The sequence below is a fragment of the Nocardiopsis listeri NBRC 13360 genome, from assembly GCF_001570765.1.
Classification (GTDB): Bacteria; Actinomycetota; Actinomycetes; order Streptosporangiales; family Streptosporangiaceae; genus Nocardiopsis; species Nocardiopsis listeri.
On the sequence record NZ_BCSH01000010.1, the window covers coordinates 23,603 to 36,094 of the forward strand.

Consider the following 12,492-nt stretch of genomic DNA (forward strand, 5'->3'; position numbering starts at 1 on the left):
GAACGGGGACGCCGCGACATGACATGGGTCACCCACCCGTGGCGCCCGCACACCTGGACAACGACCCGACGGGCGTGCCATTCTCAAGGCATGACCGCTGTTATCGACCCCATGCTCCGCGTGCGCCGCCACGTGGACTTCCTTCGGGTCAGCAGCGCCATCTGTCGCAGCGTCGGATAAACCCTCGCCGCCTTGAGCACCCCGTGAACTCAGTGGGTGCCCGCGGCCCCGGCGCTCCACCCTCTTCTTGAACTCCCACACACGCGGACTTCACCCGTTGCACCTGTCACGAGGACGTGCGGTGCCGACGGGCCCTGCGGTGATGGCACCGGGACCGTGGTCACCCCCGTGACCCCATCGGAGACACCCGCGATGCCTCCCTCTTCCGCGCAGTCCGGAAAGGCCGCGACGGCCGCCAAGCCTCGGCGCAGCCGTGGCGAGGGCCAATGGGCCCTCGGCTACCGTGAACCGCTGAACAAGAACGAGGAGAACAAGAAGAACGACGACGGGCTCAACGTCCGCGATCGGATCGTCAACGTCTACGCCAAGGGCGGGTTCGACTCGATCGACCCCGCCGACCTTCGAGGGCGCTTCCGCTGGTTCGGTCTCTACACCCAGCGGGCCCCTGGCATCGACGGTGGCAAGACCGCCGTGTTGGAGCCCGAGGAGCTCGACGACCGCTACTTCATGCTGCGTGTGCGCATCGACGGTGGGCAACTGAGTGTGGCCCAACTCCGCGCGATCGCGGAGATCTCCCGCGACTATGGCCGTGACACCGCCGACATCACCGACCGGCAGAACGTCCAGTACCACTGGATCCGGATCGAGGACGTGCCCGCGATCTGGGAGAAGCTGGAGTCGGTGGGGCTGTCCACCACCGAGGCCTGTGGCGACACCCCGCGTGTGATCATGGGCTGCCCGGTGTCCGGGGTGGCCGAGGAAGAGGTCCTGGACCCCAGCGAGCAGATCCGGCGGATCCACGACGAGCACATCGGCAGCCCGGAGTTCTCGAACCTGCCCCGCAAGTTCAAGACCTCCCTCTCGGGTTGCACCGTGCACTGCGTCAACCACGAGATCAACGACGTGGCGTTCGTGGGTGTGCGCAACGAGGCGGGCGAGGCGGGCTACGACCTCTTCGTCGGCGGTGGCCTGGCCACCAACCCGATGTTCGCCAAGCGTCTGGGCGCGTTCGTGCGTCCCGACCAGGTCAGCGATGTCTGGGCGGGTGTGGCCGGGATCTTCCGCGACTACGGTTACCGCCGGTTGCGCACCCGCGCGCGGATCAAGTTCCTGATCAAGGACTGGGGCGCCGAGAGGTTCCGCGAGGTGCTGGAGAACGAGTACCTCGGCCACAAGCTCCCCGACGGCCCCGAGCCGATCCTGGACCCAGGCGTGCGTCGTGACCACGTGGGCGTGCACCGCCAAAGCGACGGCCGATTCTACGTGGGCTTCGCGCCCAAGGTGGGCCGGGTCTCGGGCACCTCGCTACTGCGGGTGGCCGAGATCGCCGAGGAGCACGGTTCGGACCGCGTGCGCACCACACCCGACCAGAAGCTGATCATCCTCGACGTCGAGGAGGAGCGGACCGCCTCGATCAGCGCCTCCCTGGAGTCCGAGGGCTACGAGGTCAGCCCGAGCGTGTTCCGTCGCCAGACGATGGCCTGCACCGGCATCCAGTTCTGCAAGTTGGCGATCGTGGAGACCAAGGACCGTGCCTCCTCGCTGATCGACGAACTCGAAAAGCGCCTGCCGGACTTCGAGGACCCGATCAGTATCAACGTCAACGGCTGCCCGAACTCGTGCGCGCGCGTCCAGGTCGCCGACATCGGTCTCAAGGGCCAGCTGATGCTGAACGAGCGCGGCGAGCAGGTGGAGGGATACCAGATCCACCTGGGCGGCGGCATGGGTCTCACCCAGGCCTTCGGCAAGAAGATCCGCGGTTTGAAGAGCACCGCGGACGACCTGCCGGACTACGTCGAGCGGGTGTTGCGACGCTTCCAGGCGCAGCGGAAGGACGGCGAGAACTTCGCGGCGTGGGCGGCCCGCGCCGACGACGCCGACCTCAAGTGAGGTCGTCCCGGTAACGAACGTACGGGCTCCACGAGCCCCGCCCGGTCCCGATTCCCCAGGGGCCGGGCCCGATCCGAAGGAGGAGGTGCGCCGTGTCCGAGAGGGCCGCACCTTACTACTGCCCCTACTGCGGTGACGAGGACCTGGTGCCCGAGGAGGGTGCCGCCGTCAAGGGCGAGGGCTATCCCTGGGCCTGCCTGTCCTGCGCCCGGGTGTTCCGGGTCAAGTACGTGGGTCTGCGCTCCGCGTCGTTCTCGGCGGGCGGCGCCCCCTCCAGACCGACGGAAGGGAACGAATGAACGCCACCATGACCGAGGGTCCCGAACTGGCCGAACGCGCCGCGCGTGAGCTGGAGGAGGCCACCGCCCAGGAGATCATCTCCTGGGCCGGTGAGGTCTTCGGGAACCGTCTGTGCATGACCTCCTCGATGGCGGACGCCCTCATGGTCGACCTCGCCGCCAAGACGTTGCCGGGGATCGACGTGATCTTCCTCGACACCGGTTACCACTTCGCCGAGACCATCGGCACCCGTGACGCGGTGGAGTCCGTCTACGACATCAACCTCATCACCGTGGAACCGAAGCGAACCGTCGCCGAGCAGGACCTGGTGCTGGGTCCGCGTCTGCACAACCGCGACCCCGGCATCTGCTGCCACCTGCGCAAGGTGGAACCCCTGCGGCTAGCGCTGGAGCCCTACTCGGCGTGGTTGACCGGCCTGCGTCGGGAGGACTCGGTGACCCGCCGCGACACCCCCGTCGTGCAGTGGGACAAACGTCGAAGGATGACCAAGGTCAACCCGATCGCACGGTGGACCCGGGAGGAGGTGGACGCCTACATGAGTGAACACGGTGTACTGGTGAATCCGCTCCAGTACGACGACTACCCCTCGATCGGCTGCGAGCCGTGCACCCGTCGGGTCGCCCCGGGCGAGGACCCCCGCAGCGGACGTTGGGCCGGGACCGGCAAGACCGAGTGCGGAATCCACACATGAGCGGCGACGAGCGGGTCGAGCGAGGAGGCACGTCCATCCCCTTGCTCGCTGTGGCCCACGGGAGCCGGGACCCGAGGTCGGCCGAAGCGGTGTCGGCATTGTTCGACCGGGTGCGCGCGCTGCGCCCGGAGTTGGACGTTCGACTGTCCTATCTGGACCACGTGGCGCCCGACGCGGAGGAGGCGTTGGACGAACTGGCCTCGGGCGGGGCCGGTGAGGTGGTGGTCCTGCCGACCCTGCTGACGGCGGCCTTCCACAGCAAGGTGGACCTGCCCGAGGTACTGGCCACGGCACGCGAGCGCAGTCCCTGGTTGCGGGTGCACTACGCCGACACCTTGGGGCCGCACCCGTCGCTGTCCTCGGCGGTGGAGCGGCGCTTGGGCGAGGTGGGCGCCTACGCCGACCCCGACACCGCGCTGGTGCTCTGCTCGGCCGGGTCCAGCGACGCGGAGGCCAACGCCGTGGTGGCACGGCTGGCCGAGGAACTGGGCGAGCGCGGCCCATGGCGCGAGGTGGTGACCGCCTACGCGTCGGCCGCCTCCCCCACGCCCGATGAGGCGGTCACGGCGGTGCGGGAACGCGGGGCCGGGCGGGTGGCGGTGGCCACCTATCTGTTGGCGCCGGGGTTCTTCGCCGACCGGATCCATGATCGGTCGGTGGCGGCGGGGGCGACCGTGGTCTCCCCCGTTCTGGGCGACTCCCCCGAGCTCGCCCGGATCGTGCTGGAACGCTACGACGCCACGGTGGCCGCCCGTCACGCGGTGGTCTGAGGCGAACCGAACACCGAGCGGGTGAGGCTCTTCGGGGCCGCCCACTCGGTGTTCGTGGTCACCTCGCGGTGATCGCGGCGGTGGCCAGGACCAACGCCGAGAACAGCAGGGCGCCGGGGGCTCCCACCACACCGGCGACACCGGCCGCCGCTGCCGGTATGGCCACCTGGCCCATCCGGTTGCCCCAGATGCGCAGCGCCAGGGCCGCGCCACGGGCCCCTTCGGGGGCCAACGTGGTGACCTCGGCCATGGTGAGGGGTTGGCCCACACCGAGGAGGAAGCCACCCACCAGCAGGACCACCGCCAAGACGACGAAACCGCTCGTGGGCAGCGCCACCAGGGCCAGTGCGACACCCGACACGGACGTGCTGGCGATGATGAGGGCCTTGCGGGACCAACGGCGCAGCATCCACGGCAGGATCAGCCGGGAGAGCAGGGAGGAGCCCGCCCGCAGACTCAGTAGCACGCCGACGAGCATCGGGGAGATGCCGCGGGTCTCGGCGATGAGCGGCAGGTAGGCGGTGAGAAGGTCCACCGCCGTCAGCAACGCCAGGCTGGTGAGCAGCGCTGAGGGCATCCGGCGACGTCGCAGCAGGTCCCGGGTGGGTACCGGGGGCGCGGCCTTCTGCTCGGTGGTGCGTCGGATCGGGCGCAGACGCGCCGGCGCCAGCAGTGGCAGCACGCCCAGCGACGCCACGACCCCGGCGACCACCAGGGCGACGGAGGTGGCCGAGAGCAGAGCGGGTCCCGAGGCGTCGTCGAGGATGACGCCGGAGATCAGCGGCCCCACGAGCTGGCCCAGGGACGCGGCGGCGGTGAACCGGCCGAAGTCGCGATCCAGGTTTTCGGGACGCGAGTAGCGGGCGATGAGCGCTTGGGCCGCGACCATGCACAGCAGGTGGCCCACGCCCACGACGGTACTCGCCAGGGCCAGTCCGAACAGGCCCCCGGAGAGGGCGAGGGAGAATCCGCCCACGGACAGGATGAGCGCTCCCAGCCCCGCGAGCCAGGTGATGCGACCCGCGCGGTCGGTGAAGCGGCCCACGGAGACCGCCATGACCAGTGGCAGCAGGGCGTAGGCGGCGGTGACCAACCCGACCTCGAAGGCGTCGCCGCCCACTGCGATGGTCCGATAGGAGATGAGCGGTCGGGCGAGGTTGAGCGCGGTGTGGGTGAGCATGACGCTGCCCAGGAGGCCCAAGAGCCACCTCGCGCCTCCACGGTTTTCCTCGCTCGTCATGTTCCCCTTTTCGCTCCGTGACCATCGCGGCGGTACGGGAGTCGTCCCATCAGGGGATCACTGCTCGCATTGGACGCCGTTCGGCGTCCGGCATCGTATCGAGAGCCCGGGGTCGCCGCAGTAACCGGGTCGGTGTCCCACGAGTGGCCCCGGCCACCATCCCCTTGTCTTCTCGGTAGGTTCGACGTATCGACGCCGATCCGACGGGGGAGTCACGAGATGTCCGAGAGCATGCGAGACCTGTTGCGCGGGTTGACGGTGTTCGCCGGCCCCCTGGAGTCCTTCGACCCGCAGACCGCGCCGACGGACCCGTTGGAGTTGTTCCGGGACTGGTTCGCCGGTGCGGTCGCCGCCGGGGTCGCCGAACCGCACGCGATGACGGTGGCCACCGTCGACGCCGACGGAGCACCCTCCGCCCGGATCCTCATCCTGAAGGACCTCACCGATCGGGGATGGTGGTTCGCCACGACCACGACCTCCGCCAAGGGACGTGACCTGGCCCAGAACCCGAACGTGGCCCTGCTGTTCTTCTGGGGCCCACAGGGACGCCAGGTACGGATCCGGGGCCGCGCCGAACTCGCCGGCGCCGAGGCCCGCGCGGCCGACTTCCGCGAGCGACCGTTGGAGGGGCGAGTGGCCGGGCTGCACGGTCGCCAGAGCGAACCCCTGGGTGAGACGGCGGAGATCCACCGCGAGGCCGAGCGGAGTCGCGCCCGGTTGGTGGCCGACCCCGACCTGGCGCCCGACGACTGGGGCTTGTACCTGGTGCGCCCGCTGGAGGTGGAGTTCTGGCAGGGAGACCCGGACCGCAGGCACACCCGGCTGCGTTACGAACGCGAGGGCTCGCGGTGGCGTCGCGGGCTGTTGTGGCCCTGACCCGAAGGAGACCGAACGCGATTCTGTTCGAGGTCGGCGGGCGGATATGATGCGGCTCACCCTCCAACCGCCACCCGCCCCCGAACCAGGAACGGATCCGGTATGTCCGCCACACACGAGGTGTTCAACCAGGCCACACCGCTCGGCGATCACGACGCCGCCGAGGACCCCGCCCTCTTGGACGGTCTGCGCCGTGAGGGCGCCGGCTGGGCCGAGGCCGAAGTACGCGAGGTCGGCGCGGCCGCGGGTTCGGAGCGCGTCCGCGCCTGGGGCGAATCGGCCAACACCTACACCCCGGTGCTGCGCACCCACGACCGCTACGGCCACCGGGTGGACGAGATCGACTACCAGCCCGCCTACCACGTCCTGATGGACCAGGCGGTGGAACACGGCATGCACGCCGCGCCGTGGGCGGACGATCGCGCGGGCGCGCACGTGGCCCGCGCCGCCAAGTTCTTCCTGTGGTCGCAGGCCGAGAGCGGGCACGGGTGTCCCATCTCGATGACCTACGCGGCGGTGCCGGCGCTACGCCACTCCCCCGAGTTGACCGCCCTGTACGAGCCGCTGCTCACCGCCCGTTCCTACGATTTCGGGCTTCGCCCTCCGTTGGGCAAGAGCGGCCTGATCGCGGGCATGTCCATGACCGAGAAGCAGGGCGGTTCGGACGTGCGCGCCAACACCACGCGCGCGGTTCCCACCTCCGAGGGCCACTACCTGCTCACCGGGCACAAGTGGTTCACCTCCGCACCGATGAGCGACGTGTTCTTGACCCTGGCGCAGGCGCCGGAGGGGCTGACCTGCTTCCTGGTACCGCGGGTGTTGCCCGACGGAACCCGTAACAAGTTGTTCGTGCAGCGGTTGAAGGACAAGCTGGGCAACCGGTCGAACGCCTCCGCGGAGCTGGAGTACGACGGCGCGGTCGCGCACCTGGTGGGCGAGCCGGGTCGGGGCGTGCGCACCATCATCGAGATGGTCAACGGCACCCGCCTGGACTGCGTGATCGGTTCGGCGTCGGGGATGCGCGCAGCACTGGTGCAGGCGCTGCACCACGCCGAGACGCGCAGCGCGTTCGGTGAGCGGCTGGTCGACCAACCGCTGATGCGCAACGTGCTCGCCGACCTGGCGTTGGAGTCGGAGGCGGCCACGGCCCTCATGATGCGCCTGGCGGGCGCCGCCGATCGCTCCGTGCGCGGCGACGAGGGCGAGACGGCGTTCCGTCGACTCGGTGTGGCCGTGGGCAAGTTCTGGATCACCAAGCGCCAGCCCGCGCACGCCGCCGAGGCGCTGGAGTGCCTGGGCGGCAACGGGTACGTGGAGGAGTCGGGAATGCCCCGGCTGTTCCGGGACTCGCCCCTCAACTCCATCTGGGAGGGATCGGGCAACGTGGCGGCGTTGGACGTGCTGCGCGCGATGGCCAGGTCGCCGGAGTCGGTGGAGGCCTTCCTCACCGAACTGCGCGCCGCCGCGGGCGCCGACGACCACTACGACACCGCGCTCAAGCGTTTGGAGCAGACCCTGGGCGACGTGGACGAGATGCGGTACCGGGCGCGTTCCTTGGTCGAGCTGATGGCCCTGACCTTGCAGGCGTCGGTGTTGCTACGGCACGCGCCGACCCCGGTGGCCGAGGCGTTCACCACCTCCCGACTCGGCGGCGAGTGGGGGCACGTGTTCGGAACCCTGCCCCGCGGGGTGGACACCGGCCTGATCCTGGAAAGGGCACGCCCGCATCGGTGAAATATCCACCATCGGTATTTTATCGAACGACCTCGCAAATCCGACACAAATCACCATAAGAAGACTCGCGGAACAGGCCGGTGCAGGAACATCGGTCTGTTTCGGCATACTTTTGTCGCCTTGGCGGAAGGAAGAAGGCGCAACGCCAAAGTGCCCTTCCGGGCCCCGACCACAAGAGACTGACGACGCCTATGGTGGAAGTCTGGCCAGGTAGTTCCTATCCGCTCGGTGCGACCTACGATGGTTCCGGCACCAATTTCTCGCTCTTCTCAGAAGCGGCCGAACAGGTGGAACTGTGCCTGTTCGATGACGAGGGGGTGGAAACACGCATACCCCTGACCGAATACGACGGCTTCGTCTGGCACGGGTACCTTCCCGGGGTGGGCCCGGGCCAACAGTACGGATATCGGGTCCATGGACCCTACGCACCCGAACACGGCCTGCGCTGCAACCCGAACAAACTGCTCACCGATCCCTACGCCAAGGCGCTCAACGGCGAGCTCACCTGGCACGAGTCGTTGTTCAGCTACCACTTCGCCGACCCCGACCGCAAGAACACCGCCGACAGCGCTCCCTACGTGCCCAAGTGCGTGGTGGTCAGCCCGTTCTTCGACTGGGGCAACGAGTCGCGGCCGCGCACCCCGTACCACCAGACGGTGATCTACGAGGCCCACGTGCGCGGCCTGACGATGCGTCACCCGGGCATCCCCGAACATCAGAGAGGCACCTACTCGGGGCTGGCGCACCCGGCGATGATCGACTACCTCACCTCCCTGGGGGTGACCGCGGTCGAACTCATGCCGGTGCACCACTTCGTCCCCGAGCACGCCATGGTGGCGCGCGGCCTGACCAACTACTGGGGCTACAACACGCTGGCCTTCCTGGCCCCGCACAGCGGGTACGCGGCCCGCGGATCCCGCGGACAGCAGGTCCAGGAGTTCAAGGCGATGGTGAAGTCGCTGCACGAGGCGGGCATCGAGGTCCTGCTCGACGTGGTCTACAACCACACCGCCGAGGGCGACCACATGGGCCCCACCCTTTCCTGGCGGGGCATCGACAACCTGGGCTACTACCGGGTGGTCGACGAGGACCAGCGCTACTACCTCGACTACACGGGCTGTGGCAACAGCCTCAACGTGCGGTACCCGCACTCGCTCCAGCTCATCATGGATTCACTGCGGTACTGGGTCCTGGAGATGCACGTGGACGGGTTCCGCTTCGACCTGGCCTCGGCACTGGCCCGGGAGTTCCACGACGTCGATCGACTGAGCACGTTCTTCGACATCGTCCAACAGGACCCGGTGATCTCCCAGGTCAAGTTGATCGCCGAACCCTGGGACGTGGGCCCGGGCGGCTACCAGGTGGGCAACTTCCCACCACTGTGGACCGAGTGGAACGGTAAGTACCGGGACACGGTGCGCGACTTCTGGCGGGGTGAACCGGTCAAGGGCGAGCTGGCCTCTCGGCTGGCCGGGTCCAGCGACCTGTACCAGGACGACGGACGCCGCCCCGTGGCCTCGATCAACTTCATCACCTGCCACGACGGCTTCACCATGGCCGACCTGGTCTCCTACGACCACAAGCACAACGAGGCCAACGGCGAGGGGAACCGGGACGGTACCAACGACAACCGTTCCTGGAACCACGGGGTGGAGGGGCCCACCGAGGACCCGGCCATCCTCACCCTGCGCCGCAGGCAGGTCCGCAACCACCTCGCCACCCTGTACCTGTCCCAGGGCGTGGTGATGCTCTCGCACGGCGACGAGGTGGGACGCACCCAGGGCGGCAACAACAACGCCTACTGCCAGGACAACGAGATCGCCTGGATCGACTGGGAGGGTGCCGGCCTGGCCGGGGAGTACCCGGAGAACGACCTGCTGGACTACGTACGCGAGCTGGCCCGGCTGCGCAGGGAGCACCCGGTGTTCCGCCGCCGCCGGTTCTTCCGCGGCAGCCCGGTGGAGGGTGGTCTCCCCGATGAGGGGTCCGGTGTGGACGGACTGCCCGACATCTCGTGGTTGCGCCGGGACGGGTCGGCCATGGAGGGCGATGACTGGAACAGCGGCGACCGTGCTCTGGGCGTGTTCCTCAACGGGGACGCCATCACCGAGCCCGACGCGCGGGGACGCACGATCCGGGACCGATCGTTCGTACTGCTGCTCAACAGCGGCCCGGACGCGGTGGAGTTCAAACTGCCCGGAACCGAGTACGGCATGGCGTGGGAAACGGTCCTGGACACCGCAGAACCGGACGTGGGCGGGCGTCCGTTCGTGACCGCGGGCTGCCCGGTGCGGGTGATCGACCGCGCCCTGATGCTCCTGCGGCGCGCCTCGCCCCACCACGGCTGAGGTACGGCCGGCCCCTCTCGGTACCGCCCGCACGCGCGCCGGGAGGGGCCCGGCCTTCAGCGTGTTCGGGCACCGGGGAGACAGGGATCGGGTCGTGGAAACGCGGTGGCGCCCACGGTGTGATGGCTCGTTCCTCACGATCCCGCCTCCGGTGCCTTCCCGGGTCTCCAAGGAACGGCGTCCGACGGCGCCCGCACGGTAACCCCACGGTCGACGGAACAGAACCTAGCCTGGTGGTCATGTCGAACACTCACGCCGCGGGGAGCCCCGCGCCCGCACGGCTCCGCGAACTCCTGCCCGACCCCGAGCGCACGGACGTACGTCCGGAAGAGGCCTATGCCTACCCCACCGACCTGACCCGGCCCTGGGTACGCGCCAACATGGTCGCCAGCGCCGACGGTGGCGCCGTAGGACCGTCGGGACGCAGTCGCGACATGTCCTCGGAGCCGGACCGCAGGGTGATGGCGGTCCTGCGGGGACTGTGCGACGTCGTCGTGGTGGGCGCCTCGACCGTCCGGCACGAGGGGTACAGGCCGGTGCGTCCACGCGAGGTCTGGGCGGAGCTGCGCGAGGGCCGACCCGACACGCCTCGGATCGCGGTGGTCTCACGGACCCTGGAGTTCGACGACGCGCTGCTCACCACTGCCCCCGACGACGCCCGCACCCTGGTGTTCACCGTCGAGAACAGCCCCGCCGACCGGCGAGCGTTCGTGGCCGAGCACGCCGACCTGGTGGTGGTCGACGAATACTCCGTGCGGCCATGGCACATCCTCGACGCCCTGTCCGAGAGAGGTCTGTACCGGGTGTTGACGGAGGGAGGTCCACACCTGTTGGCGGAGTTCGTGGCGGCGGACCTGCTCGACGAACTCTGCCTGACGGTGAGCCCGCACCTCCTGGGCGTGGGGTCGCCCCGGATCGTGGCGGGAGGGCCACCGGTCCCGGGTGTTCCGGGCGTGGGCACGAAACAGACCATTCCGCTGCGGCTGGCCCACCTGTGGGAAGCGCAGGGAAACCTGTTCACCCGTTACCTGAGGGATTGAGGGGTTCCCCGCAGAGGCCGCCATAACCGCTGTGTTTCGGTCACCCCACAATGACGCATGAACCATCCCGCAACCGGACATACCCGTGGTGTGCCATCCACTGAAAACGCTGTGACCGGACACACCGCATCAACGGGGCTCACCGGTGTGGTCCCCTGGGCGAGAGGATGAACGTAGTGCCGACGGCCGCAAACGGATCACCTCCGGTCTACCGGGAGATAGCCGAGGAACTTCGAGCACGGATCCGCTCCGGACGGTACGCCGACGGCGACCGCCTTCCCGGGGAGAACACCCTGATGGAGCGTCACGGGGTCGCCAGGGCGACCGCGCGTCAGGCGCTCTCCGTACTGATCAACGAGGGCCTTGCCGTGGCCGTCCGCGGCTCGGGCATCTACGTCCGGCTGTTCCGTCCCCTGCGAAGACACGGCGCCCGGCGTCTGTCCAAGGAGCTGTGGGGCAGCGGGCGGGCCATTTGGCAGACCGACGGTGAAACCCGCGGCTACGAGGTGGAGGGCCTCGTGATCGAGGAGGTGATACCCCAAGGGCACGTCCTACGCGCCCTCGACCTACCGGAGGGATCCACGGTGTTACGTCGTTCCCGACGCTACCTCGTGGAGGGTAGACCGGTGCAGAGCGCCGTGTCCCACTTGTCTCCGCGCTCTTGGGAGGGACGGGAGACCTCCGACGCCGCGCGACGTCTACAGGCCGACGACAGCGGGCCCGGCGGCATCTACGCCCGATTGACCGACCTCGGGAGCGGACCGGCCCACTTCACCGAAGAGATCCGGGTTCGCATGCCCACCCCCGAGGAGACCGTCGAACTGGAACTGTTCCCCGGCACCCCCGTGATGGAGGTCGCGCGCACCGCGCTGACCGCCGACCACCGTCCGGTGGAGTTCAACGAGATCACCATGGACGGTTCCGCGTACGTGCTCCAGTACGACTTCGACGCCTGACCCCGCGCACCCCCGCGACGCCCCGACCCCCGGCGCCGCCCCCGAACGTGCTGGAGGGACCTCATCGCGAGGCCCCTCCAGCATCGTCTTCACCCGTTGGTTTTCCGTCTTCCTCGTGCCTCTAGCGTCGGCGACGCTGTCGTCTGGAGGCGAAGACCAGGTAAGCCAGCGGTAGGAACACCAGTCCCACCGCCAAGGCCCCCGCCGCAGCGAACAGCATGGCGTCGGACGAGGTCATCGCCCACTGCGCCATTCCCGCTCCCAAGAGGACCGCCACCGCCACCGCGGCGACGGCGATCGCGCCGAAGAGCCAGGTCAGCCCTCGGTCGCTCCAGGGTTCGGGGCGCGCGTGGTCGATCCCCGCCAGCGTGGCGCGGACACTGAGCTCGGCGGCCCAGCGCAGTTCCCGTCCCACGGTGGCCGTACCGTCGGTGACGACCCGGGCCCGCGTGCGGGCCCCCGCCATC

At 69.1% G+C, this 12,492-nt stretch carries 12 protein-coding genes; 10 read left to right on the forward strand and 2 right to left on the reverse strand.

The genetic code is table 11. The features are described 5' to 3' along the window. Nucleotides 1-90: 90 nt before the first annotated feature. From NLI01S_RS26710 to NLI01S_RS04730, 5 genes are all read left to right on the forward strand, one after another. Entirely contained in the window at nucleotides 91-180 is a 90-nt protein-coding gene (locus tag NLI01S_RS26710) for a putative leader peptide (protein ID WP_358505711.1), read from the forward strand. Nucleotides 181-372: 192 nt separating this feature from the next. Further along, the gene (locus NLI01S_RS04715) at nucleotides 373-2,070 is read left to right on the forward strand and encodes a nitrite/sulfite reductase (protein ID WP_067599757.1); all 1,698 of its coding nucleotides are present in this window, start codon (nucleotides 373-375) and stop codon (nucleotides 2,068-2,070) included. Between the two features lie 92 nt (nucleotides 2,071-2,162). After that, nucleotides 2,163-2,369: a hypothetical protein gene (locus tag NLI01S_RS04720; RefSeq protein WP_067599758.1), complete on the forward strand. Its 207-nt coding sequence runs from the start codon at nucleotides 2,163-2,165 to the stop codon at nucleotides 2,367-2,369. Beyond that, nucleotides 2,366-3,061, forward strand: coding sequence for a phosphoadenylyl-sulfate reductase (locus NLI01S_RS04725; RefSeq protein ID WP_067599759.1), 696 nt, complete (start codon nucleotides 2,366-2,368; stop codon nucleotides 3,059-3,061). Before NLI01S_RS04720 ends, NLI01S_RS04725 begins: the two co-directional genes overlap by 4 nt. After that, on the forward strand, nucleotides 3,058-3,831 hold the full coding sequence (locus NLI01S_RS04730) for a sirohydrochlorin chelatase (protein WP_190318363.1): 774 nt from the start codon (nucleotides 3,058-3,060) through the stop codon (nucleotides 3,829-3,831). The genes NLI01S_RS04725 and NLI01S_RS04730 overlap by 4 nt, the downstream gene beginning before the upstream one ends. A 58-nt stretch (nucleotides 3,832-3,889) precedes the next feature. Here NLI01S_RS04730 and NLI01S_RS04735 read toward each other — a convergent pair whose 3' ends face one another. Further along, a complete protein-coding gene (locus NLI01S_RS04735; RefSeq protein ID WP_067599764.1) occupies nucleotides 3,890-5,071 on the reverse strand; it encodes an MFS transporter in 1,182 nt (393 codons plus the stop codon). A gap of 219 nt (nucleotides 5,072-5,290) precedes the next feature. On the opposite strand from NLI01S_RS04735, the gene NLI01S_RS04740 reads away from it, so the two are divergent. The 5 genes from NLI01S_RS04740 to NLI01S_RS04760 all read left to right on the forward strand — a co-directional run bounded on the left by NLI01S_RS04740 (nucleotide 5,291) and on the right by NLI01S_RS04760 (nucleotide 12,025). After that, a complete protein-coding gene (locus NLI01S_RS04740; protein ID WP_067599767.1) occupies nucleotides 5,291-5,947 on the forward strand; it encodes a pyridoxine/pyridoxamine 5'-phosphate oxidase in 657 nt (218 codons plus the stop codon). Nucleotides 5,948-6,049: 102 nt separating this feature from the next. Next, nucleotides 6,050-7,681, forward strand: coding sequence for an acyl-CoA dehydrogenase family protein (locus tag NLI01S_RS04745; protein ID WP_067599770.1), 1,632 nt, complete (start codon nucleotides 6,050-6,052; stop codon nucleotides 7,679-7,681). Between the two features lie 191 nt (nucleotides 7,682-7,872). After that, a complete protein-coding gene (glgX, locus tag NLI01S_RS04750) occupies nucleotides 7,873-10,029 on the forward strand; it encodes a glycogen debranching protein GlgX (RefSeq protein WP_067599773.1) in 2,157 nt (718 codons plus the stop codon). A gap of 239 nt (nucleotides 10,030-10,268) precedes the next feature. After that, nucleotides 10,269-11,069, forward strand: coding sequence for a dihydrofolate reductase family protein (locus tag NLI01S_RS04755; RefSeq protein ID WP_067599782.1), 801 nt, complete (start codon nucleotides 10,269-10,271; stop codon nucleotides 11,067-11,069). A gap of 167 nt (nucleotides 11,070-11,236) precedes the next feature. Continuing rightward, nucleotides 11,237-12,025: a GntR family transcriptional regulator gene (locus NLI01S_RS04760; protein ID WP_067599776.1), complete on the forward strand. Its 789-nt coding sequence runs from the start codon at nucleotides 11,237-11,239 to the stop codon at nucleotides 12,023-12,025. A 121-nt stretch (nucleotides 12,026-12,146) separates the two neighbouring features. Here the strand turns inward: NLI01S_RS04760 and NLI01S_RS04765 are convergent, their stop codons facing one another. Continuing rightward, complete coding sequence (locus tag NLI01S_RS04765; RefSeq protein ID WP_067599779.1) at nucleotides 12,147-12,491, reverse strand: hypothetical protein; 345 nt, start codon at nucleotides 12,489-12,491, stop codon at nucleotides 12,147-12,149. Nucleotide 12,492: the final 1 nt, after the last annotated feature.

Coding starts and splice junctions, on each gene's coding strand:
- NLI01S_RS26710 (WP_358505711.1), top strand. CDS start 91: ATGACCGCTGTTATCGACCCCATGCTCCGCGTGCGCCGCCACGTGGAC.
- NLI01S_RS04715 (WP_067599757.1), top strand. CDS start 373: ATGCCTCCCTCTTCCGCGCAGTCCGGAAAGGCCGCGACGGCCGCCAAG.
- NLI01S_RS04725 (WP_067599759.1), top strand. CDS start 2,366: ATGAACGCCACCATGACCGAGGGTCCCGAACTGGCCGAACGCGCCGCG.
- NLI01S_RS04730 (WP_190318363.1), top strand. CDS start 3,058: ATGAGCGGCGACGAGCGGGTCGAGCGAGGAGGCACGTCCATCCCCTTG.
- NLI01S_RS04735 (WP_067599764.1), bottom strand. CDS start 5,071: ATGACGAGCGAGGAAAACCGTGGAGGCGCGAGGTGGCTCTTGGGCCTC.
- NLI01S_RS04740 (WP_067599767.1), top strand. CDS start 5,291: ATGTCCGAGAGCATGCGAGACCTGTTGCGCGGGTTGACGGTGTTCGCC.
- NLI01S_RS04745 (WP_067599770.1), top strand. CDS start 6,050: ATGTCCGCCACACACGAGGTGTTCAACCAGGCCACACCGCTCGGCGAT.
- glgX (WP_067599773.1), top strand. CDS start 7,873: ATGGTGGAAGTCTGGCCAGGTAGTTCCTATCCGCTCGGTGCGACCTAC.
- NLI01S_RS04755 (WP_067599782.1), top strand. CDS start 10,269: ATGTCGAACACTCACGCCGCGGGGAGCCCCGCGCCCGCACGGCTCCGC.
- NLI01S_RS04760 (WP_067599776.1), top strand. CDS start 11,237: ATGAACGTAGTGCCGACGGCCGCAAACGGATCACCTCCGGTCTACCGG.
- NLI01S_RS04765 (WP_067599779.1), bottom strand. CDS start 12,491: ATGGCGGGGGCCCGCACGCGGGCCCGGGTCGTCACCGACGGTACGGCC.